This window comes from Enterobacter cloacae complex sp. CDL013 (assembly GCF_049238805.1).
Lineage (GTDB): Bacteria > Pseudomonadota > Gammaproteobacteria > Enterobacterales > Enterobacteriaceae > Enterobacter > Enterobacter hormaechei_C.
Genome location: NZ_JBMKGT010000008.1, coordinates 286,852 through 308,897, shown reverse-complemented (window position 1 = coordinate 308,897; position 22,046 = coordinate 286,852). Strand labels below are relative to the sequence as shown.

Annotated in this window: 19 protein-coding genes and 1 tRNA gene; 9 read left to right on the top strand and 11 right to left on the bottom strand. The window is 55.1% G+C overall.

What is annotated here, in order from left to right; all coding sequences use genetic code 11:
- Positions 1-119: 119 nt before the first annotated feature.
- The 5 genes from dppA to ACOTXD_RS18470 form a co-directional block, all read right to left on the bottom strand.
- Positions 120-1,727: a dipeptide ABC transporter periplasmic-binding protein DppA gene (gene dppA / locus ACOTXD_RS18490; RefSeq protein WP_003860756.1), complete on the bottom strand. Its 1,608-nt coding sequence runs from the start codon at positions 1,725-1,727 to the stop codon at positions 120-122.
- Between the two features lie 621 nt (positions 1,728-2,348).
- A tRNA-Pro gene (locus ACOTXD_RS18485) sits at positions 2,349-2,425 on the bottom strand.
- Positions 2,426-2,516: 91 nt separating this feature from the next.
- A complete protein-coding gene (eptB, locus tag ACOTXD_RS18480; RefSeq protein ID WP_023323998.1) occupies positions 2,517-4,211 on the bottom strand; it encodes a kdo(2)-lipid A phosphoethanolamine 7''-transferase in 1,695 nt (564 codons plus the stop codon).
- A gap of 239 nt (positions 4,212-4,450) precedes the next feature.
- Complete coding sequence (locus tag ACOTXD_RS18475) at positions 4,451-5,653, bottom strand: L-lactate MFS transporter (protein ID WP_022650195.1); 1,203 nt, start codon at positions 5,651-5,653, stop codon at positions 4,451-4,453.
- A gap of 238 nt (positions 5,654-5,891) precedes the next feature.
- Positions 5,892-6,434 carry a lipase gene (locus ACOTXD_RS18470; RefSeq protein WP_022650194.1) on the bottom strand — a complete coding sequence of 181 codons (543 nt, stop codon included), beginning with the start codon at positions 6,432-6,434 and terminating at the stop codon, positions 5,892-5,894.
- A gap of 160 nt (positions 6,435-6,594) precedes the next feature.
- On the opposite strand from ACOTXD_RS18470, the gene tag reads away from it, so the two are divergent.
- Positions 6,595-7,176, top strand: coding sequence for a DNA-3-methyladenine glycosylase I (gene tag / locus ACOTXD_RS18465; RefSeq protein ID WP_022650193.1), 582 nt, complete (start codon positions 6,595-6,597; stop codon positions 7,174-7,176).
- On the top strand, positions 7,154-7,594 hold the full coding sequence (locus ACOTXD_RS18460; protein ID WP_022650192.1) for an N-acetyltransferase: 441 nt from the start codon (positions 7,154-7,156) through the stop codon (positions 7,592-7,594). Before tag ends, ACOTXD_RS18460 begins: the two co-directional genes overlap by 23 nt.
- Here the strand turns inward: ACOTXD_RS18460 and ACOTXD_RS18455 are convergent.
- Positions 7,563-9,932: a molybdopterin guanine dinucleotide-containing S/N-oxide reductase gene (locus ACOTXD_RS18455; protein WP_045324760.1), complete on the bottom strand. Its 2,370-nt coding sequence runs from the start codon at positions 9,930-9,932 to the stop codon at positions 7,563-7,565. The genes ACOTXD_RS18460 and ACOTXD_RS18455 overlap by 32 nt on opposite strands.
- A gap of 122 nt (positions 9,933-10,054) precedes the next feature.
- Between ACOTXD_RS18455 and ACOTXD_RS18450 the strand changes: the two genes are divergently transcribed.
- The 6 genes from ACOTXD_RS18450 (at position 10,055) to ghrB (ending at position 16,084) form a co-directional block, all read left to right on the top strand.
- A complete protein-coding gene (locus tag ACOTXD_RS18450; protein WP_022650190.1) occupies positions 10,055-10,717 on the top strand; it encodes an OmpA family lipoprotein in 663 nt (220 codons plus the stop codon).
- 157 nt (positions 10,718-10,874) lie between these two features.
- The gene (locus tag ACOTXD_RS18445) at positions 10,875-11,891 is read left to right on the top strand and encodes a LacI family DNA-binding transcriptional regulator (RefSeq protein ID WP_045335944.1); all 1,017 of its coding nucleotides are present in this window, start codon (positions 10,875-10,877) and stop codon (positions 11,889-11,891) included.
- A gap of 102 nt (positions 11,892-11,993) precedes the next feature.
- A complete protein-coding gene (locus ACOTXD_RS18440) occupies positions 11,994-12,743 on the top strand; it encodes a sugar phosphate isomerase/epimerase family protein (RefSeq protein WP_032608229.1) in 750 nt (249 codons plus the stop codon).
- Positions 12,744-12,746: 3 nt separating this feature from the next.
- A complete protein-coding gene (locus ACOTXD_RS18435; protein ID WP_023315195.1) occupies positions 12,747-13,685 on the top strand; it encodes a sugar kinase in 939 nt (312 codons plus the stop codon).
- 116 nt (positions 13,686-13,801) lie between these two features.
- Positions 13,802-15,082: an MFS transporter gene (locus tag ACOTXD_RS18430; RefSeq protein ID WP_017694735.1), complete on the top strand. Its 1,281-nt coding sequence runs from the start codon at positions 13,802-13,804 to the stop codon at positions 15,080-15,082.
- A gap of 27 nt (positions 15,083-15,109) precedes the next feature.
- Positions 15,110-16,084, top strand: coding sequence for a glyoxylate/hydroxypyruvate reductase GhrB (gene ghrB / locus ACOTXD_RS18425; protein ID WP_061856851.1), 975 nt, complete (start codon positions 15,110-15,112; stop codon positions 16,082-16,084).
- Positions 16,085-16,142: 58 nt separating this feature from the next.
- On the opposite strand, the gene cspE is transcribed toward ghrB, so the two are convergent.
- Both cspE and ACOTXD_RS18415 read right to left on the bottom strand, forming a co-directional pair.
- Positions 16,143-16,355, bottom strand: a complete 213-nt coding sequence (gene cspE, locus ACOTXD_RS18420) for a transcription antiterminator/RNA stability regulator CspE (RefSeq protein WP_003860775.1) — start codon at positions 16,353-16,355, stop codon at positions 16,143-16,145.
- 243 nt (positions 16,356-16,598) lie between these two features.
- Complete coding sequence (locus ACOTXD_RS18415) at positions 16,599-17,309, bottom strand: DUF3053 domain-containing protein (RefSeq protein ID WP_017383576.1); 711 nt, start codon at positions 17,307-17,309, stop codon at positions 16,599-16,601.
- A gap of 330 nt (positions 17,310-17,639) precedes the next feature.
- On the opposite strand from ACOTXD_RS18415, the gene ACOTXD_RS18410 reads away from it, so the two are divergent.
- A complete protein-coding gene (locus tag ACOTXD_RS18410; protein WP_003860776.1) occupies positions 17,640-17,927 on the top strand; it encodes an HTH-type transcriptional regulator in 288 nt (95 codons plus the stop codon).
- Positions 17,928-17,965: 38 nt separating this feature from the next.
- On the opposite strand, the gene ACOTXD_RS18405 is transcribed toward ACOTXD_RS18410, so the two are convergent.
- The 3 genes from ACOTXD_RS18405 to ubiD all read right to left on the bottom strand — a co-directional run bounded on the left by ACOTXD_RS18405 (position 17,966) and on the right by ubiD (position 22,039).
- Positions 17,966-19,585, bottom strand: a complete 1,620-nt coding sequence (locus ACOTXD_RS18405) for an ABC-F family ATP-binding cassette domain-containing protein (RefSeq protein ID WP_061856852.1) — start codon at positions 19,583-19,585, stop codon at positions 17,966-17,968.
- A gap of 216 nt (positions 19,586-19,801) precedes the next feature.
- Positions 19,802-20,503 carry an NAD(P)H-flavin reductase gene (gene fre / locus ACOTXD_RS18400; RefSeq protein ID WP_003860778.1) on the bottom strand — a complete coding sequence of 234 codons (702 nt, stop codon included), beginning with the start codon at positions 20,501-20,503 and terminating at the stop codon, positions 19,802-19,804.
- A gap of 39 nt (positions 20,504-20,542) precedes the next feature.
- Positions 20,543-22,039, bottom strand: coding sequence for a 4-hydroxy-3-polyprenylbenzoate decarboxylase (gene ubiD, locus ACOTXD_RS18395; RefSeq protein ID WP_022650184.1), 1,497 nt, complete (start codon positions 22,037-22,039; stop codon positions 20,543-20,545).
- Positions 22,040-22,046: the final 7 nt, after the last annotated feature.

Genomic DNA, 22,046 nt, shown 5'->3' with positions numbered 1-22,046 from the left:
TCTGTATTGCTCACAAATGTAAATTCCCTCTCCCTGTGGGAGAGGGTTAGGGTGAGGGGGTGCATGCACGCCCCTCACCCCTGCCCTCTCCAGGAGGGAGAGGGAGAACACCCTACTTATTATTCAACAGACACGTTTTCGAAGTGGTGTTTGCCCAGTGGATCGACCACGTAGCCCTTCACTTCTTTACGCACTGGCTCGTACACGGTGGAGTGAGCAACAATCAGCGCCGGAGCCTGATCGTGCATGACAACCTGCGCTTGCTTATACAGTTCGATACGTTTGTTGTGATCGTCGGTCGCACGCGCCGGCTGGATCAGATCTTCAAACGGCTTGTAGCACCAGCGAGAATAGTTAGAACCGTCTTTCGCTGCCGCACAGCTGAACAGGGTCGCGAAGAAGTTGTCCGGATCCCCGTTGTCACCGGTCCAGCCCATCATGACCGCCTGGTGTTCACCCGCTTTGGCGCGCTTCAGGTACTCGCCCCACTCGTAGGTCACAATCTTGGCCTGTACGCCAATCTTCGCCCAGTCAGCCTGAACCATTTCCGCCATACGGCGTGCGTTCGGGTTGTAAGGACGCTGTACCGGCATCGCCCACAGCTCAACGGTAAAGCCTTTGTCCTGGCCCGCTTCTTTCAGCAGCGCTTTCGCTTTCTCAGGATCGTAGGTGTAGTCCTTAATGTCGTCGTTATAGCCCCACATGGTTGGTGGGATCAGGTTCTTGGCCGCAACGCCTGCGCCCTGGTAAACGGCTTTGATGATCGCTTCTTTGTTCACCGCGTAGGTCAGCGCCTGACGCACTTTCACGTCATCGAACGGTTTCTTCTCGGTGTTGAAGGAGAGATAACCCACGTTCAGGCCCGCCTGCTCCAGCAGGTTGATATTTTTGTCCTGCTTCATGCGCGCGATGTCAGCCGGGTTTGGATACGGCATCACCTGACATTCGTTTTTCTGCAATTTTGCGTAACGCACGGATGCGTCAGGCGTGATGGAGAAGACCAGACGGTCGATCTGCGGCTTGGTGCCCCAGTAGCCCGGGAAGGCTTTATACAGAATACGGGAATCTTTCTGGTACTGAAGCAGCTGGAACGGGCCGGTACCGATTGGGTTCAGGTCCACTTTTTCCGGAGTGCCGGCTTTCAGCATGTTGTCCGCATACTCTTTAGAGAGAATCGAGGCGAAGTCCATCGCCAGGTCAGCCAGGAATGGCGCTTCCGGACGCGTCAGCACAAACTGGACGGTTTTATCGTCCACTTTTTTCACTTCAGCGATCAGGTCTGGCAGACCCATCCCTTCGAAGTATTCATAGCTGCCGCCAGACACTTTATGGTACGGGTTCTGGGCATTTTTCTGACGGTCGAAGGAGAACACAACGTCGTCGGCGTTAAAGTCGCGCGTAGGTTTAAATTCTTTGCTGTCCTGCCACTTCACGCCCTGACGCAGGTGGAAGGTATAGGTTTTACCGTCTTCGCTGATATCCCACTTTTCAGCCAGGCCAGGAATCACTTCCGTGGTGCCGGTTTTAAATTCAACCAGACGGTTATAGATCGGTACAGAGCTTGCGTCGTAAGTCGTACCAGAGGTAAAGAGCTGTGGGTTAAAGCCTTCCGGAGAGCCTTCAGAACAGTAAACCAGGGTTTTTGCCTGTACGCTTGCTGCAACGGTCATGGCCACCAGGCTCAGACCAAGCTTCAGCATCCCTGACTTCTTCAAGGAAATACTCATTATTGTGCTCCAATGTGATGTTTTGCTTTGTTGTGTTACGCCGCCTGACCTTTATTTATTTTTTACCCGGTCCGGTCGGTGATGCCCGAAGGCGTTAAAAGGGATAGAGAATCCTTTCAGAAGAGCGTTTGAGTTGCAGCGCAGATCCTCCCTGAAATGCCCCTCGTGCCCTACAATCTGTCAACAGAATGTGAAAACGTCAATACAGGTGGCGGGGATTTACGTGGAGTGTGAGAAACCGCAAACAAAGATTAAAAAAACCCTGACCGTGAGTTTTCAGCAGAGAAATTTATGCTACTCGCCATGATGCAGCACAATTATCTTCATATTTCGCAACACTCAGTGATTAAGTTTTATTCAGAATGGGTAAATTTTCTTACAGGATGGTGATTATCTGAGCACTAAATACCGCGAACGTTAAAACGCACAGCGAAAAATGCTGAGGTTATCCATAAGCAACGCGAAAAAAGATCAAACTATATATAAAAAAATACAATGGATTATGTCACAAAACCGCAAGCAGGCAGGGGGAAGCAGGGCTAAGGGGTATTTTGAGGACTCGTGCGGGGTAACGCGTTAATGCAAAAAGGGCTAACCTTGCGGTTAGCCCTTTTTAGAATGTGGTCGGCGAGAGAGGATTCGAACCTCCGACCCACTGGTCCCAAACCAGTTGCGCTACCAAGCTGCGCTACTCGCCGAATGCGGAGCGCATCTTACTGCTGAGGTGCGCCCCCGTCAATCCCTTATTTTCAAAAAGCCATTCAACTGGCGATATTCTCGCCAGACCAGCTACTGCGCGGCTTTTGTGGTGTTATCAGGGAGTTTACACCAGTTGTTGTTTTCGTTAATCCCACCGTTCGGTGAGGTATAGCCGAGACAGCCCATAATGGTGTCGTACAGCTCAACGTGACGGCGCGGTACCTTGATCTCTGCCTGCTGTTTCAGATGGGCAAACATTTTGGCTTTGTCCGGATTTTCCAGGTACTTATCCGACATCCACATGATCATCGGCACGCGGAACTGCTCAGGCGGAGCCAGCTTACGCGGCGTACCGTGTAAATGCTCTTTCTCGTTGATGGACTCGCCGTGGTCGGCCGCGTAGATCACAATCGCTTTCTTATCGCGAAGCTGGTCGATCACCCGACTGAGGAAGGTATCCACATACAGAATCGAGTTATCATAGGCATTGATCAGCTCCTGCTTGCTACAGTTCTTGTTAATGCCGACGCACTCAGGCGTCCATTTGGCGAAATCGCGCGTGTAACGCTGATAGTAGCTGTAGTGTGACCCTTTGGTATGCAGAACAATAAGATGCTTACCCTGCGGATGGTTTTTCAGTGACTGTTCCATCTCAGAGAGCAGCAACATGTCATCAACGTTCTTTCCGCGGTTACGCGGCTCGGCGCCAATCTGCTCGCGGTAGGCGATGTTATCCGCCATGGTGTTGGTGTAGAACCACATCTCACTTTGCATGGCGAACAGATCGGAGCTAAATCCAAGCTGCTTCAGAACAGCAAACACGTTTTGCTCTTTGAGAGTGCGCTGAGGATTATCACTCGCACCGCCCTCACGAACAAACATACAGCGCAACGAGAGCTTCGTGGCGGTATCGCAGGAGTAGCCGCGGTAAGCTACAAGATTCTTTTCCTGCGCCAGTTTCGGGGTGGTATCGCGGTCATAACCGAGGATACCCATATGATCCCAGCGCGTCGTTTCGCCGATAACGAAGACCACGTAAGTATCATCCAGCCCGTCAGCCGGGGCCTGGTAGGTGAACTTTTTGGTTGGGTTAATCAGCGATTTCACATCGCTGGATTCGTCCGCCTGAGCCCAGGCATAAAGACCTAACGCCGACAGCCAGTTAGACGGCAGATACGAGTTAGCCACCACGCCGCCGTAGCTTGGCATATCCACGCCTGTCGCTTTTTCGATCCGCTTTTGCTGTTTTTCCATCAGGCGAATAGGCGCCCATACCAGCAGACCCGCCAGAAGAACGACGGCGACGTTGCGGATGCGCTGTCCCCGGGTACGCAGCTGGCGTAACAGGGTGTAGCGGCAGGTGTTACTCCAGATAAAGAAGAGCGGGATCAGGCAGGTCAGAATCGTCCACAGGATGAACCCTTGACCCACCACCTCTTTCGAGAGGTCGATGTCCGTGGTCATCACCGAGGCCACAATACCGTAGCCAATGACCACATTCATGAATGTCATGTAATAGCTTGCGGCGGCGGAGATAATCACCACCAGCGAGGCCAGAACCTGCCATGTACGTCTGCCAAAAAGCGAGAGCAGACGTAGCAGGAAGAAGGTCGCCAGAATTGAGCCAAACACTTCAATCGCGGCAAAAATTCCATTTCTTACAGTGAGGTGTTCGAAATAACCTTCCACTCGTCTGAACAGCACCGCGCCATTCAGAAACAAACCGATATAGACAGCCAGCATCAGACACAATCTTTGCTGGGTAAGAGACCTAATATATTTCATGCAAACAACCCTGGGGGAAGGGGTATAAAGACCCGCCGAATCTCAGTGAGAAAGCTGACAGAGTAAGTAGATGCGAGAGAAACCGTTATCAGAAACGTCTACAAGCGCGATAAGTAGACCACAGCAGGAAAGAAAAGTGGCAGCAGAGAATGTGAATCGATGAAGATTTTTACAAAATAGCAAGTCCGGAAGCGATTTAGAAATAAATAAAAGAGGCCCTGCGGCCCCTTTTTATCGAATCATGCATGCGCTTCTTTATATACCTCGCGCTGCGGCTGACGAATCGTGGTGGACAGCGCCAGCGAAATAATCAGCAAGGCAAATATCACGCAGAATGTCACGTAGAAGCCACCAAACAGCGAGGCAATCAGTGAACCGCAAATACTGCCGATACCGAAGCCGAGATAAATCACGCCGTAGTTTTTCGCCAGGTTGTTCAGGCCGAAGAACTCGCTCACCAGCGACGGGAAGACGGTAATAGTGCCGCCAAAGTTAAAGGCTACGCAGGCTATCGCCGCAAAGAATGTCGCCTCGTTCAGCGGAGCGAACAGCAGTGCTGCCATACCCACCAGGGAGATCACCTGCCCCAGCGTAATCACGCGGATCCGGGCGATTTTGTCAGACAAGATACCCAGTACCAGACGACCCGAGAGGTTAGCGATGGAGATGACCGTTACGGCGTTCGCCGCCGTCGCCGCGTCCAGTTTTACCATTCCCTGCGCGATATCTTTCGCCACACCGATGACATACAGACCGCTCATGCAGGCCGTCAGGAACATCACCGCCAGCATCCAGTACTGCGGCTTACGCATGGACTGAGCGAGGGTGAAATCGTTCTCCACCACGCCGTTAACGGTTTTCACTTCCTGCTGCGGCGCATCTTTCATCAGCGTGGCGCCGAAGAGGATCATTACCAGCACAATCACGCCCCAGATCATAAAGGTTTTCTCAAGCCCAACCGAGGCCAGCAGATGCGCATCGATGAATTTGAAGCCGAGGCTGCCCAGGCCATATGAACCAATGGCAAATGCGGAGATAAGCCCTTTACGCTCCGGGAACCACTTCACGCAGTTAGACAGCGTCAGCAGATAACCTGCGCCGTCCGCCAGCCCCACCAGCACCCCGGCGCTCAGCCACAGCATCATCAGGTTGTTAGAATATGCCGTCAGGAAGAATCCCAAGCCCAGCAAGATCCCGGATGCCATGGTTACACGCTTCACGCCGAAACGTTCCTGAAGTTTGCCCGCCACGGAAGAGGAAATTGCTAACCCAAGACTCAGCAAGCCGAAGGAGAATGCCACCTGGCTTATCGGCGCGCCGAGCTTATCGGACAGGGCGCTGTTAAACAGGCTCCAGGTATAGACCGATCCCAGTGCGAACTGGGTAACGATGGTGCCGAATAGCGTCAGCCAACGCGTGCGGTTATAAGTTGATGTGTTCATGGCAGTGTCCTGCAAGATAAATTATGGAAATTCGCTGAGGACAACGATAAACAAAACCTCTATAGCGTTGGGGAAAAACGGAATGAAATGCAGGAGAGAAGGAATGAAATGCCTGGGATCTGGAATGAATGACCTTGCCGGGGAATGAAGCGCTGTTCTGTTAGTGGGCACTATCGCTCCAGACCCCGTCATAATTGTATTAAATATGTTATCGTATCGTTTAAAAAAATAACAACCCTTAAAATTTGGCGCTCAATCCCAGCGTATATAAATATTCTTCTTCAGTTTGCTGGTTATAGCTGATCTTCGCCCAGGGGTGTAAATCACCATACTGCGTATCAACACGCCAACCCAATGAGTTCACGCTGGCATGCCAGAGGGGATCGGTAAGCGACTGCGTGGTGGTTGTATCCTCAAACGCATTCACCGTTACAGGGGGGGCGCCATCAGTGCGCCACGCCATGACGGGCCCGGTGGTGAAATGTCCCGCCACGGGAAAATTCCAGCCAACGCTCAGAACGGTTTCCGCATCCGAACCGGAGGGATCGTTCAGGGTAAACCCCGTAGCATTCTGCGTGCGGTTAATACGCTCCGCGAGAATATCTTCATAACGAGGTTGGTGATCGGCGTCCCATGTATAACGTTCCGTCGTATTACTTTGTGCATCTGAAACGATATATTCCTGTTGCCACGCAAAAGCGGTGTGACAAAAAAGCAGGCAGACTGAAACACCCACCAGGCCAGAAGCAGCATGGCGACCACTGATTTTTTTTATCATCATCAAAGCGACTCCAGAAAGAGCCGAGTTCGGCGATATATGTCATTGTTCGAAGAGGTATTAGGGCGTATAGCCCTGTATTAACTATTGTCTCTTTAGCAGACACGTCAAGCCGGGCAGATTGAAATTTTTGCGTTTACCGTATCAGGAAGGGAGATGACCTATGCAACGTTGCGGCTGGGTAAGCCAGGATCAGCTTTATATCGATTATCACGACAAGGAATGGGGCGTACCGGAAACCGACGGTAAAAAACTATTTGAAATGATTTGCCTTGAAGGCCAGCAGGCCGGGCTGTCGTGGATCACCGTTCTGAAAAAGCGTGAGAACTATCGCAAAGCCTTCCACCAGTTCGATCCGGCTGCGGTTGCCGCCATGACCGACGACGACGTACAAAAGCTGGTTCTGGATACCGGTATCATCCGCCATCGCGGTAAAATTCAGGCCATTATTGGTAACGCGCGTGCTTATCTGGCGATGGAGCAAAATGGCGAACCCTTTTCAGCATTTGTCTGGTCGTTTGTGGATAACGAGCCGAAGGTGACGCAGGCCGCCACGCTTGCAGAGATCCCAACGTCGACCCCCGCCTCAGATGCCCTGTCGAAAGCGCTGAAAAAACGCGGCTTTAAGTTTGTGGGCACCACCATCTGTTACTCCTTTATGCAGGCCTGCGGGCTGGTCAATGACCACATTACGGGCTGCTTCTGCCATCCGGAGGGCCACCATGATCCGCAAATGGCAAAGTGAGAACACCGCGCCGCTTTTGAGTCTGTGGCTGGAGAGCACCACCGAGGCGCATCCGTTTATCGACGCAAGTTACTGGCAAGCGAATGAAGCGGTAGTGCGGGATGAATACCTTCCCGCCGCCGAGACCTGGGTCTGGGAAGAAAACGGTACCCTGTGCGGTTTTATCAGCGTCATGCAGTTCCAGTTCGTGGGGGCGCTGTTTGTCGCCCCGGCGTTCATCGGAAAGGGGATTGGGCGTGCGCTGCTGAACCACGTTCAGCAGCACTACCCGTATTTAACCCTGGAGGTGTACCAGAAAAACGTGCGGGCGGTGAATTTCTATCATGCTCAGGGTTTTCGCATCGAAGACAGCGCCTGGCAGGATGATACCCAACACCCGACGTGGATCATGAGCTGGCAGGCGGATCAAACGCCGTAAGGGTAAGCGCCGGCCCCTCATATTTCTCCACCCATGCCAGCGCCGTATTCCCCGCGCAGCCATTCCCCAGCTTCGAGCTGGGGAGATCTTTGGTCAGCACGTTTACGGCGCCGTTCTTACAAATACCGCCCTCGTCCAGCGCCAGATCCGGCCATGCGCCCTGATGAATGCAGAAAACGCCAGGGCGGATCCCGTCACTCACCACGGCGCCTGCCAGCACCTGCCCGCGCGCGTTCCAGACCCGAACGAGATCGCCGTCGTTAATCCCCCGCGCCTTTGCATCGTCGCTATTCAGCGCGATCGGCTCACGACCCGCCACCGCATACTGCTCGCGCAGAGCCGAATAGTTGAGCTGGCTGTGCAGACGATGGGCAGGATGGGCAGACAGCAGCTGAAGCTGCCCCGGCTGCGCATTGCCATGCCATTCGTCCGGCTCCAGCCACGCCGGATGCGGCGGACAGTCCGCGTAGCCAAAGCTGGCGATGCGTTCGCTGTAGATCACAATCTTCCCGCTTTCGGTTTTTAACGGGTGATTCTCCGGATCGCGACGGAAGTCAGCAAAGCGCACAAACCGCGCGTTCTGCTCGCTTTCTGGCATTTCGAAGAGTTGATTCGCCTCCCAGAACTCAGCAAATGGCGGCAGGGACACGCCCTGCGCAGCCCCGCGCTGGCTGGCAATCTGGTAAAATGTTTCCAGCCATTGCAGATCCGTTTTGCCCTCGGTGAAACGCTCCCGCCCGCCCGCTTCCCACATTTCACTCAGGTCGGCAAAGACGTCGAAATCATCCCGCGCTTCATCCCGGGGAGCCACGACGCGCTTCATCGGCACCATATGCTGGTTGCTGTAATCCCCCGTCATGGTGAGATCGTTACGCTCGAACGAGGTCGTGGCAGGCAAAACGATATCGGCATGTTTCGCTGACGCAGTCCAGAAGCACTCCGAGATCACCACCAGCTCCGGTTTCTGCCAGGCGCGGATTAGGCGGTTGGTATCCTGGTGATGGGTGAAGTTGGCCCCACCCGCCCACCAGATAAACTTAATATCCGGGAAATGGCGATCCTGACCGTTGTGCTGATAAAACCCGCCGGGGTTCTCCAGGGCTTCAACAATGCGTGCCACCGGAATTTTTTCCACAGCGTCCACGCCACCCTGCACCGAGCCCTGCATGGACGCCAGCACCGCGGCTTTACGCGTAGGGTTGCCGCCGTTGGCAAAGTGATAGGAAAGACCAAAACCGCCGCCGGGTGTGCCAATCTGCCCAAGCATCGCGGCGAGCGTCACCAGCATCCAGTGCTTTTGCTCGCCAAACTGCTGGCGCTGCATCCCCCAGCCGGACATGAGCATCGTGACATGGCTATGGAATAATGCCGCCAGTTCGCGGATTTTAACGGCATTAACGCCGCAAATCGCCGCGGCCCACTCTGCGGTTTTGGCAATACCGTCGCTTTGTCCCGTCAGATAGTCGGCAAATTTATCGAACCCCGTGGTACAACGCGCCAGAAATTCCGTGTCGTGCCAGCCGTTCTCCACCAGGGTGTGGGCGATGCCCAGCATCATCGCCACGTCGGTGCCCATATGCGGCGCGATCCATTCCGCGCTGTTGCCGAAGAAATCCAGGGTTTCAGAGCGCATCGGATCGATACAGATGATGCGCTTGCCGCTTTTGCGCAGCGCATCGAAGTAGGAAACGCCCTGCTCGTCGGACGCATTCCAGGCAATTTTCAGGGTATTGAGCGGGTTGGCGCTCCACAGCACCACCACCTCTGTATGCTCCAGCACCAGCGGCCAGCTGGTCTGCTGTTGATAAACCTCATTCCCGCCCACGACATACGGCATGATCGCCTGCGCCGCGCCGGTCGAGTAATCACCCAGATGGCCGGTATATCCTCCGGCCAGGCTCATATAGCGTTGCAGCAGGGTTGCAGCCTTATGCAGCACGCCGTTTGAGCGCCAGCCATAGGAGCCGGCAAAAATGGACGACGGGCCATAGCTGTCGCGGATGCGTTTATGCTGCGTATGGATCAGCGCCAGCGCATCGTCCCAGCTCACGCGCACGAACTCATCCTGCCCGCGAATACCCTGCGGTTTATCCGGTGACGCCAGAAAGCCTTTACGCACCATCGGCCAGCGGACGCGGGTCTTGCTGTGTACCTGATCGCGAACGACGGTCTGTAAAGAGTTGAGATGGCGCGAAGGCAAAGCCCCGCGAGACGACAGCACAGTGTCGCCATCGGTTTCGACCAGCATCGGCCCCCAGTGGGCGGCGGTCAGAATGGTTTTTGTTGAGGTGCTCAAAGCGTGCGCTCCTGGTTGCGTGCAGGTGTTTCGGCCTTTCATTGAGGCAATTTATCGTTTGTGACAAATTTCAGAGTTATACACTGAATTTTCTCCGTATCCGGACGTCATAATCCACTGCCACGTCCGTCGTGGCAAAGAATAAAAAGGATTAAGGAAATAAGATGAAAAAACGCGTACTCGTTATTGCCGCTCTGGTGAGCGGCGCACTGGCTGTTTCAGGCTGCACAACCAACCCTTACACCGGTGAACGCGAAGCGGGCAAATCCGGCATTGGCGCGGGTATTGGTTCCCTGGTAGGCGCTGGCGTTGGCGTACTCTCCTCCTCCAAGAAAGATCGCGGCAAAGGTGCGCTGATTGGCGCAGCGGCAGGCGCAGCCCTGGGCGGCGGCGTGGGTTATTACATGGACGTGCAGGAAGCAAAACTGCGTGACAAAATGAAAGGTACGGGCGTAAGCGTGACGCGCAGCGGTGACAACATCATCCTGAACATGCCAAACAACGTGACCTTTGACAGCAGCAGCGCGACGCTGAAACCCGCAGGCGCGAACACCCTGACCGGCGTGGCCGCAGTGCTGAAAGAGTACAATAAAACTGCCGTGAACGTGATTGGTTACACCGACAGCACCGGCAGCCAGGATCTGAACATGCGTCTGTCGCAGCAGCGCGCCGATTCCGTGGCCAGCTCGCTGATCACCCAGGGCGTAGAAGCGAACCGCATCCGCACCAGCGGCATGGGTCCGGCTAACCCGATCGCCAGCAACAGCACGGCGGAAGGCAAAGCGCAGAACCGCCGCGTTGAAATTACGTTGAGTCCTGTGCAGTAGGTAAAAGCAAAACGGCAACCCCGTTGCCGTTTTAGTATTTGCGCCCTCTCCTGTAGGAGAGGGTTGGGGTGAGGGCATCAGACCGCCACCCGGCAAATTGCTTGATTCGCCAGATTTTCCCGCTAAGGTATTCTCACTAAATTCAGGGAAATCAGCGATGATCAAACCAACCCGGGCCACCATCAGCGACGTGGCGAAAGCCGCCAAAACCGGTAAAACCAGCATTTCACGCTACCTCAACGGCGAGAAACACCTGCTGTCCGATGCGCTGCTGGCGCGGATCGAACAAGCCATTGCCGATCTCGACTACCGTCCCAGCCTGATGGCGCGCGGCCTCAAGCGGGGTCGCACCCGCCTGATTGGGCTTATCATCGCCGATATCACTAACCCCTACTCCGTTAACGTACTCAGCGGCATCGAAGCGGCGTGCCGGGAAAAAGGCTTTACCCCGCTGGTCTGTAACACCAATAACGAAGTTGATCAGGAGTTGCATTACCTCGATCTGCTGCGCAGCTATCAGGTGGAAGGGATCGTGGTCAATGCCGTCGGGATGCGCGAAGAGGGGCTAAATCGTCTGCAACAATCGTCTCTCCCGATGGTGCTTATTGACCGCAAAATCCCGGAATTTGCCTGCGATGTGGTCGGGCTGGATAACACCCAGGCGGCCACCACTGCCACCGAGCACCTGATTGAACAGGGTTTCGAAGCCATTCTGTTCCTGAGCGAACCGCTTGGCATGGTTAACACCCGTCGGGACCGCCTGTCTGCATTTCGCGCCACGCTGGCGCGTTATCCCGGTGTGATCGCCGAAAATGCCGAAATCCCCCTCCATGAAGCCGGACAGCTGGATAATACCCTGCGCCAGTTCCATACCCGCCATCGGGGAATGCGTAAGGCGGTGATCTCCGCTAACGGGGCGCTGACGCTTCAGGTTGCCCGCTCGCTTAAACGCATTGGCCTGCACTGGGGCAGCGACATCGGCTTGCTCGGCTTTGATGAACTGGAGTGGGCTGAACTTGCTGGCGTAGGCATTACCACCCTCAAACAACCCACCTGGCAGATCGGCTATGCCGCGGTTGAACAAGTGGTTCGCCGCATTGAAGGCACCCGCGACGCCGTACGCGAGCAGGTTTTTTCTGGCGAGCTGATCGTTCGCGGCTCTACTGCCCGTTAATTTCCCCTTCGTGACAGCGATCATAAATTCAGCATCCCGATCTTTTCTTTGGAACCGGTTCCATCTAGCGTAATACTATCGATTACGCTCTGGAGTCAGGAAATGAGCAGGAAAATTATGGTGGTCACCGCCGCGTATGGTGCGGATCAGGTGCGACAGGCAGGCGGTCAACGGGCAATGCTTCCCGTTATTGCCGGCGCAGGGGCTGATGGCGTTGAAATCCGCCGAGAGCTCTTCAGCCACGACGAGTTAATGGCCCTGCCTGCGCTGGGCGAGTCCATTGAACTGCTGGGTTTACTGGCGTGCTACTCCGCCCCGGCCCCCCTGTTTATGCCCGATGGAACCCTCAACCCGGATCTTCCGCGCTACCTTAGCGAAGCCAGCGCACTGAACGCGCTGTGGCTTAAAGTTTCGCTGGGTCATTTCAGCGACAAACAACCGCTTGAAGCCCTGCGCGCACTGCTGGATGAAAGCGGCATGACGCTGGTGGTGGAAAACGACCAGACCGACTGCGGGCAGCTCGCGCCGATGCAGCGCTTCAAAGCCGCCTGCCGGGTAATGGCGCTGCCGGTCACACTGACGTTCGATATGGGCAACTGGCTGTGGGTTGGCGACTCCCCGGAAGAGGCTGCACGACAGCTGGCTCCCGCCGTGAGCTATATTCATGTGAAGGCCGCAGTCCCGCATAAGGCGCAGTTCCGCGCCGTCGCGCCGGATCAGACCGATTCTCGCTGGCGGGATCTGCTTAATCAACTGCCTGCCGACGCGCCGCGCGGTATCGAATTTCCGCTCGAAGGGACGGATCTCACCGCCGTCACCCGCCATTACGTCAACCTGCTGCGCGAGGAGTAAACCATGCACAAGACGCTGGACGTTATCACTATCGGCGAGGCCATGGCGATGTTTGTCGCCACCGAAACGGGCGAGCTGAGCGCAGTGGAGCACTTTATCAAACGCGTGGCAGGCGCCGAATTGAATGTCGCTACCGGCCTTGCGCGGCTGGGGCTGAATGTCGGCTGGGTGAGCCGCGTGGGCAATGACAGCTTTGGCCATTTCGTTCTCGACTCGCTGAAAAAAGAGGGCATTGATGCCGCAGGCGTCACGCTCGACGGACGCTTCCCGACGGGCTTTCAGCTGAAATCTAAAGTTGAAAATGGAACCGATCCCATCGTGGAGTATTTCCGCAAAGGCTCAGCGGCAAGCCATCTCTCCGTGGATGATTACCACGCCGCGTATTTCTCCTCCGCGCGCCACCTGCACCTGAGCGGCGTGGCGGCGGCGCTCTCGGCCAGCTCGTACGATTTACTCGATCACGCGGCTTCGGCAATGAAAGCGCAGGGCAAAACGATCTCCTTTGATCCGAACCTGCGCCCGGTACTGTGGAAAAGCGAAGCGGAGATGGCTGAGAAACTCAACCGACTGGCGTTTCAGGCGGACTGGGTTCTGCCGGGCATAAAAGAGGGAATGATCCTCACTGGCGAAAGCACGCCCGAAGGCATTGCTGATTTTTACCTCAACAGAGGGGTAAAAGCCGTGGTGCTGAAAACCGGTGCCGACGGCGCATGGTTTAAAACTGCCGACGGTGAGCAAGGCGCTGTCGCTGCGGTAAAAGTCGACAACGTGGTCGATACCGTGGGCGCGGGCGATGGGTTTGCCGTCGGGGTCATCAGCGCCCTGCTGGAGGGCAAACCGCTGTCGCAGGCCGTGGCGCGAGGCAACAAAATTGGTTCGCTGGCGATTCAGGTGCAGGGCGACAGCGAAGGATTACCAACACGAGCAGAGCTCGGCGTCTAAATTCCCTCTCCCCGTGGGAGAGGACCAGGGTGGGGCAGCAATCCGCACCAGATAATTAAGCCACCGTGTACCCTACAGACAACGGCGGCAACAACCTCAACAACAGAGGCAAGCCTATGAACAGTTCGACCAATGCAGTAAAACGCTGGTGGTACATCATGCCAATCGTGTTTATCACGTACAGCCTGGCGTACCTGGATCGTGCCAACTTCAGTTTCGCATCCGCCGCCGGGATCAACGAAGACCTCGGGATCACCAAAGGGGTCTCGTCCCTGCTGGGCGCCCTCTTCTTCCTGGGGTATTTCTTCTTCCAGATCCCCGGCGCGATTTACGCTGAACGCCGCAGCGTGCGAAAGCTCATTTTCATCTGCCTGATCTTATGGGGTGCCTGTGCGTCGCTTACTGGCGTGGTGAATAACATTCCTGCTCTGGCGGCTATTCGCTTTATTCTCGGCGTGGTTGAGGCGGCCGTCATGCCAGCAATGCTGATTTACATCAGCAACTGGTTCACAAAATCGGAGCGTTCACGTGCTAATACGTTCCTGATACTCGGTAACCCGGTCACCGTGCTGTGGATGTCGGTGGTTTCCGGCTATCTGATCCAGTCCTTCGGCTGGCGCGAGATGTTCATCATCGAAGGGGTTCCCGCGATTATCTGGGCCTTCTGCTGGTGGGTGTTGGTGAAAGATAAGCCAGCCCAGGCGAAATGGCTTTCTGAAGACGAAAAAGCCGCACTCCAGGCGCAGCTGGATAAAGAGCAGCAGGGGCTTAAAGCGGTGCGTAACTACGGCGAAGCCTTCCGCTCCCGGAACGTTATTCTGCTGTGTGCACAGTATTTTACCTGGAGTATTGGCGTGTACGGTTTTGTGCTGTGGCTGCCGTCGATTATCCGCAGCGGCGGTGAAAACCTTGGCATGGTGGAAGTGGGCTGGCTGTCATCGGTGCCTTACCTGGCTGCGACCATCGCGATGATTATCGTCTCCTGGGCATCGGACAAGCTGCAAAACCGTAAGCTGTTCGTCTGGCCACTGCTGCTGATCGCTGCTTTTGCCTTCATTGGCTCCTGGGCCGTAGGCGCGAACCACTTCTGGGTCTCGTACACTCTGCTGGTGATTGCGGGTGCGGCCATGTATGCCCCGTATGGTCCGTTCTTTGCCATCATCCCGGAAATGCTGCCGCGTAACGTCGCAGGGGGCGCGATGGCGTTGATCAACAGTATGGGTGCGCTGGGTTCGTTCTTTGGCTCGTGGTTTGTGGGCTATCTTAACGGTGCCACCGGCAGCCCGTCGGCCTCTTACATCTTTATGGGGGTGGCGCTTTTTGCCTCGGTATGGCTTACTCTGATTGTTAAGCCTGCTAATAATCAACAGCTACCCGTCGGCGCACGCCACGCCTGAATCCTTTTAAAATCAACGGAGATTAGCATGAAGCCGTCCGTCATTTTGTACAAAGCACTGCCTGAAGATCTGCAAAAACGCCTGGAGGAACACTTTACCGTTACCCGGATAAAGAACCTCAGCCCGGAAACCGTGGCACAGCACGCCGACGCGTTTGCCAGCGCCGAGGGCCTGCTGGGTTCGAGCGAAAAGGTGGATGCAGCGCTGCTGGAGAAAATGCCGAAGCTTCGTGCTACCTCAACCGTTTCGGTGGGATACGACAATTTCGACGTGGATGCGCTAAACGCGCGCAACATCCTGCTGATGCACACGCCCCATGCCCTGACGGAGACCGTCGCCGACACGCTGATGGCGCTGGTGCTTAGCACCGCCCGTCGTGTAGTGGAAGTGGCCGAGCGCGTGAAAGCGGGCGAATGGACCAAAAGCATTGGCCCGGACTGGTTCGGCGTGGACGTTCATGGCAAAACGCTGGGGATTGTTGGGATGGGCCGTATCGGTCTGGCGCTGGCACAGCGCGCGCATTTTGGCTTCAACATGCCCATTCTATATAACGCGCGCCGTCACCACAGTGAAGCTGAAGAACGTTTCAACGCCCTTTATTGCGAGCTTGATACGCTGTTGCGGGAAGCCGACTTTGTCTGCCTGATACTGCCGCTGACGGATGAAACGCGTCATCTCATCGGCAAAGCGGCGTTTGAAAAGATGAAGAAATCGGCCATTTTCATCAACGCGGGTCGTGGTCCGGTGGTCGATGAGAAGGCGCTGATTGAGGCACTGCAAAACGGTGAGATCCACGCCGCTGGTCTGGACGTGTTTGAACAAGAGCCGCTGCCGGTGGATTCTCCGCTACTGACCATGCCGAACGTCGTCGCCCTGCCTCACATCGGCTCTGCAACTCATGAAACACGCTACAACATGGCGGCGACCGCCGTGGATAACCTGATTGCCGCGCTCGGCGGTAAAGTGGATAAGAACTGCGTTAACCCGCAGATACAACAGTAGAAACGAAAAAACCCGCCAGAAGGCGGGTTTTTGAATTTAGTGCTACTGGGCTGGAAGCTTACAGGCTTACAACGTTACCAGCTGCTGGGCCTTTAGCGCCGCTTTCGATGGTGAAGGAAACTTTCTGACCTTCATCCAGAGATTTGTAACCATCGTTCTGGATAGCAGAGAAGTGTACGAACACGTCTTTAGAGCCATCGTCAGGAGTGATGAAGCCGAAACCTTTATCAGCGTTGAACCATTTTACCAGACCAGTCATTTTAGCAGACATAGAAATTACCTTATTAACAAATATATTGTGCCTTCCGGCTTGATGGATTGCGTTACAGATTTTTAAGCGATGAAGGAAGGGTCACTACGAAGGGTATCTATGGATAACAATCTGGACTGCTTTACTAAACTGCTTTAGGTCTGTGTAACAAACCGACGAACATAGTTATACCGATGTGGTAGATGAATGACAAGCGTTATTTTCATCAAGCATAAAAAAACCCCGCCGAAGCGGGGGTTTTTCTTATTCCGTAGCAGCGACTGCTGCGCTCCAGGCCTGGCTAAAGGCCTGATGCTGGGACGCGAGCGGCCCGATCAGCGCGTTATACTGGCTCGCCTGCTGGGAGGTCGGGAACTGGATACCGTTAGAGACAAAGCTCACCTGCGTACCTTGTTCACTAATAAAGTCACCCACCTGGACCAACTGCTGAGTAAAGACCTGCGCCGCCGGGATCAGCGGTTGCAAAGCGTTTGACGGCTTGGTCACGACTTTCTCATACACCTGGTCATAGACCGGTTTAAGATCCTCGCCCTGCTTCAACGCGGAACGCGACGCATCAGCCTGCATTTTGGCATTTTGCAGCTGCTGGCTCAGTACCCCAAGCGCGCCATTTGACTGGCGTAGCGGTTCGCGCTGGGTCATATAATCCTGTGGAACACGGATGGCATTCACGCTATCCACTACCGGGCGAATACCGGAATCCATCGCCTGGCTTACCTGCTGAGAATAGCCATACAGAATGGCGTAATCCGACACGAATGGACCAAACTGTTTTTTCTGATCCGCAGTCAGCGTTGGTAAACGCTCGCCGCTACGCATCACTGTATTCTGTAGAAAATCGATAAACGCTTTGCGCTGATCGCCTTCTTTATCGAAACACCCACTCAGGCTAACAACCATCAATAACGCCGCAATAGGCGCAAACCAGCGAGAGCAGGACTTTCCTGTCGCCATTTTATTACTCCTTTCACCCAAAAAGCGCACACCGGCACACGCGTGCCCAACGCTGACAAGGATAGTCCAGGTCAGCCTTGCAAGATAGAGTTTTCATGCAAAACGGGTATTCCCGTTTTTGTACTGACTATTTACAAAAAAATACCTGTGAATCCCTACATATGACTAATCAGGTAATTAGCATAACTATCCATATAGCTGAAACGTGTAAAGCGATCGTTATCGCACAATTAATCACAGCCGTGACGATCCTGTGTCTGGTTTAGGGACTATTCTTAACAGGCTCTCTGATGTTCATGATCCCGATGTGTGATTTATGAGGAGTTCTCAATGGAATTAAAAGATCCTGAGTTTGAGCTGCTGAGCAGCCTGGAACAGATTATTTTTAAAGATGTACCGCCGACGGTTACCCTGAATCAAAAGTCCAATCCTTTTAGTGAATTTGAGCGTTTACGCAAAGGATCGGGCCTGAAAACAGATGAATTCGCAAGAGCGATGGGTGTCAGCGTAGCAATGGTGCTGGAGTGGGAGTCAAAACGTGAAAAACCTACCCCAGCCGAGCTAAAGCTTATGCGCCTGATCCAGGCAAACCCTGACCTTCGCAAGCAGTTAGCCTGATAAAGTTTGTTTGCCCCCGCCCTTGCGGGGGCTTGTGTTTACAGGCTTTCACATCGCCATCCCGTCTCTTCCCACACCAGTTCATGCGTCAGCTTCAGCCCTGCCAGAAAAGCTTCATCGTGCGACACCACCAGCAGCGCGCCGGGGTAATCGGCTAAGGCCGCTTCAATGGCCTGAACAGAGGCCAGATCGAGGTGGTTGGTCGGCTCATCCAGAAGCAACAGCTGCGTTGCCGCTTCACGCCACAATACGCAGGCCAGCGCGGCCTTCAGGCGCTCGCCGCCACTCAGTTCGGCCAGTGGTAGTGTCACTTTCTCTGCGCCCAGCTGAAGCTGCGCTAAACGGGTACGCAGCGCCCCCTCTTCGAGCGGCGTATTGCCCAGGCTAAGGTGAGTCATCACCGACTGCGACAGATCCAGCCGGGAAAGATGCTGATCGAGATAAGCACACCTGACAGAGACCTTACAGATTCCCGTAACAGGGGCGGTTTCGCCCAACATCACTTTCAACAGCGTGGATTTTCCACAGCCGTTCGGCCCGCGTAGCGCCACGCGCATCGGGCCATCCATTCGCCAGTTTATCGGTGGGACAGGCACGTGCGGAAGCACCAGTTCTTCCAGCACCAGCACCTGTTTCCCTTCCGGGATTTCACTGCCCGGCAGGGTAAACATCACCGCATTATCCTCTTCAACCCGCTCGCGTGCCTGGTTGACCGCAGCGTTCAGAGCATGGTTTTGAACGCTATGCTGTTTTTTCCAGGAACCAATACGCTCTTTCGCCGCCCCTTTGTATTTGACCCGTTCAAACGAGGCGATGTTAAGGCTGTCGACCGTGCGAAGCGTTTTGGCTGAACGCCGCAGGCTGTCGTCATGCTCTTTATGCATACGGGCGCGGGTACGCTTGCGCTCGGTGGCAGCATGCTCCAGCGCGGCGCGGGCAGCCAGCTGTTCAGCATCACGCTGGGTTCGATAGTCAGCATAATTCCCACCGTAGCTGCGCAAGCCCAACGCGCTCAGTTCAAGGATTCGCGGTACCTGGGCCAGCAACTCACGGTCGTGAGAGGCCACCAGCACCCCGCCCTGATACCTGGAAAGCTGCTCGTAGAACCACTTGCGGCCTTGCCTGTCGAGGTGGTTGGTCGGTTCGTCCAGCAGCAGGTAGTCAGCATCCGCGGTGAATGCGCTGCACAGCAAGGCACGAATGCGCTCGCCGCCGCTCAACTCTGCCGCGCGTTTACTCGGGTCAAAAGGGGGAAGTTTTGCAGCGATAAAAGCCTGGCTCAGCCGTTCAGCCAGATCCCAGTAACCGTCGAGCGTGTCGAGATCGTCGGGTTCATAATGACCGCTGTCGATGCGCGTGCGCGCCGCAAAGATCGCGTCGTAACCAAGCAGTTCGGCAAGCGTGGTATCCGCAGAAATATTCTGCTGCTGCGCCATGTAGACGTGTGTACCAAAGCGCTCAATATGACCGCTGGCGGGTTCATCAACCCCTGCCAGCATACGCAGCAGCCGTGTTTTACCGCTGCCGTTGCGGCCAACCAGCGCGCACACTGACGCATCCAGAGAAAGATTCAGTGGACCAAAAAGGATATCGCCCGTCGCAAACTGACAGGTGACCTGATGCAAAATAAAAGAGGGGGACTGCGCAAAATGAGCCATAAGCACTCCTGAATGAAATCAAAACATCCCCTGCCGACGCGATGCGTTGAGCAAGGATCGAAATTCATCAGTCGTGTTTGTTCATTTTTGGGGGGCGCTCCTGAGGGCGAAATTTAACGGGAACAAGAATAACGGCAATGCGCCGCCCATTTCAAGGTTAAATTTTCACCAGGCTATTGCCCGAGCATAAAAAACCCGCCGAAGCGGGTCTCTCAATCAGATAAACGCAAACGCATCGCCAAACAGACGATCTTCCCGCGCGTCACGCTCGTTGCAGAACAGGTCGCGGGCAATTTTTGCCATTTCAAAGCGACCGGCAATGTAGATATCGTGCCCGGCCAGCGTCCCGTGATCCTGCAATACCGCAGTCAGCACCGTACCGCTGCGCCCGCGCCAGCCCTCTTCCGGCTGCTCGACAACCGGCTCAATCCGCAGGTTTGGATGATTTACGCTCAGCGCCTCCAGCTCAGACAGATCGTAAAGGTGCTTCTCTTCACGGCCGCCCCAGTAGATGGTGATATCGCGATTTGGATTACGCGCCAGCGCCGTCAGCAGAATAGAGCGGACATAGGAGAAGCCCGTGCCACCGGCAATCAGGATCAGCGGACGGTCTTCGTCTTCACGCAGCCAGGCCTCGCCATGAGGAATATCGACCACGATTTCACGCTCTTTCAGGATGCGGTCCATCACGGCCATCGCGTACAGGTTAAGCTCAGACGCACCAATATGCAGCTCAATAAATTCCTTCTCTGCTGGCGTTGAGGCCATAGAGAAAGGACGCTTATCACGCTCGTCCATCACGACCATCAGGTACTGACCGGCACGGAATGAGAATGCCGCTTCAGGAACCAAACGGACGCGATATACGGTGTCGGTAATAGCATCTACCGACGTCACTTTACAGCTTAAGGTTGTCATTCGCTCTCTCTGTCGGGAAGTCTATAGGGCTAAACGGTCTTATTCTGCCTTACCGTTATTCATTATGGCCAGCTCGTCCCAGATCGCGTCAATTCGCGCGGTCACGGCAGGATCTTTTTCGATCGGGCGACCCCATTCACGGTCGGTTTCGCCAGGCCATTTGTTCGTGGCATCCAGTCCCATTTTTGAGCCAAGTCCGGAAACCGGCGAGGCAAAATCCAGGTAATCAATCGGCGTGTTTTCCACTAACACCGTATCACGCGCTGGATCCATACGCGTGGTGATGGCCCAGATAACGTCATTCCAGTCGCGGGCATTGACGTCATCATCGCAGACAATCACAAACTTGGTATACATAAACTGGCGCAGGAAAGACCATACGCCCATCATCACGCGCTTAGCGTGACCGGCATACTGCTTCTTCATCGTCACCACCGCCAGGCGATACGAACACCCTTCCGGCGGCAGATAAAAATCAACGATTTCCGGGAACTGCTTTTGCAGGATCGGCACGAACACTTCGTTCAGCGCCACGCCCAGTACCGCCGGTTCGTCGGGTGGACGGCCGGTATAGGTGGAGTGATAGATGGCATCTTCACGCTGGGTAATGTGGGTGACGGTGAACACCGGAAAGTTATCCACTTCGTTGTAATAGCCGGTGTGGTCGCCGTACGGCCCTTCGGGTGCCAGCTCGCCCTGTTCAATGTAACCTTCCAGCACAATCTCTGCGCTGGCCGGTACTTCCAGGTCATTGGAGATGCACTTCACCACTTCGGTTTTGGTGCCGCGCAGCAGTCCTGCAAAGGCATATTCAGACAGCGTATCAGGAACAGGCGTCACCGCGCCCAGGATGGTTGCCGGATCGGCACCCAGCGCGACGGAAACCGGGAAGCGTTCGCCCGGATGGGCCGCGCACCACTCCTGGAAATCCAGCGCCCCGCCGCGATGGGACAACCAGCGCATGATGAGCTTATTTTTGCCAATCAGCTGCTGGCGGTAAATGCCGAGGTTTTGACGCTCTTTATGCGGCCCACGCGTCACGGTGAGGCCCCAGGTGATCAGCGGTGCGGCATCTTCAGGCCAGCACTGCATGATGGGAATTTTGGTCAGATCCACCGCATCGCCTTCCAGCACTTTTTGCTGGCACGGCGCACCGCGCAGGCGTTTGGTGGGCATATTCAACACCTGCTTAAACTGCGGCAGTTTGTCGAACAGGTCGCGGAACCCTTTTGGCGGCTCCGGCTCTTTCAGAAAGGCCAGCAGTTTGCCCACTTCACGTAACGCTGTGACATCTTCCTGCCCCATCCCCAGCGCCACGCGGCGAGGTGTGCCAAACAGGTTGCACAGCACCGGCATGGTGTAGCCTTTTGGGTTTTCAAACAGCAACGCCGGGCCGCCCGCGCGCAGGGTGCGGTCAGCGATTTCTGTCATTTCCAGATACGGATCAACAGGAAGCGTAATGCGTTTGAGTTCGCCCTGCTTTTCCAGCAGCGCCAGGAAGTCGCGTAGATCGTGGTATTTCATGCAGTTAATCATGGCCTCT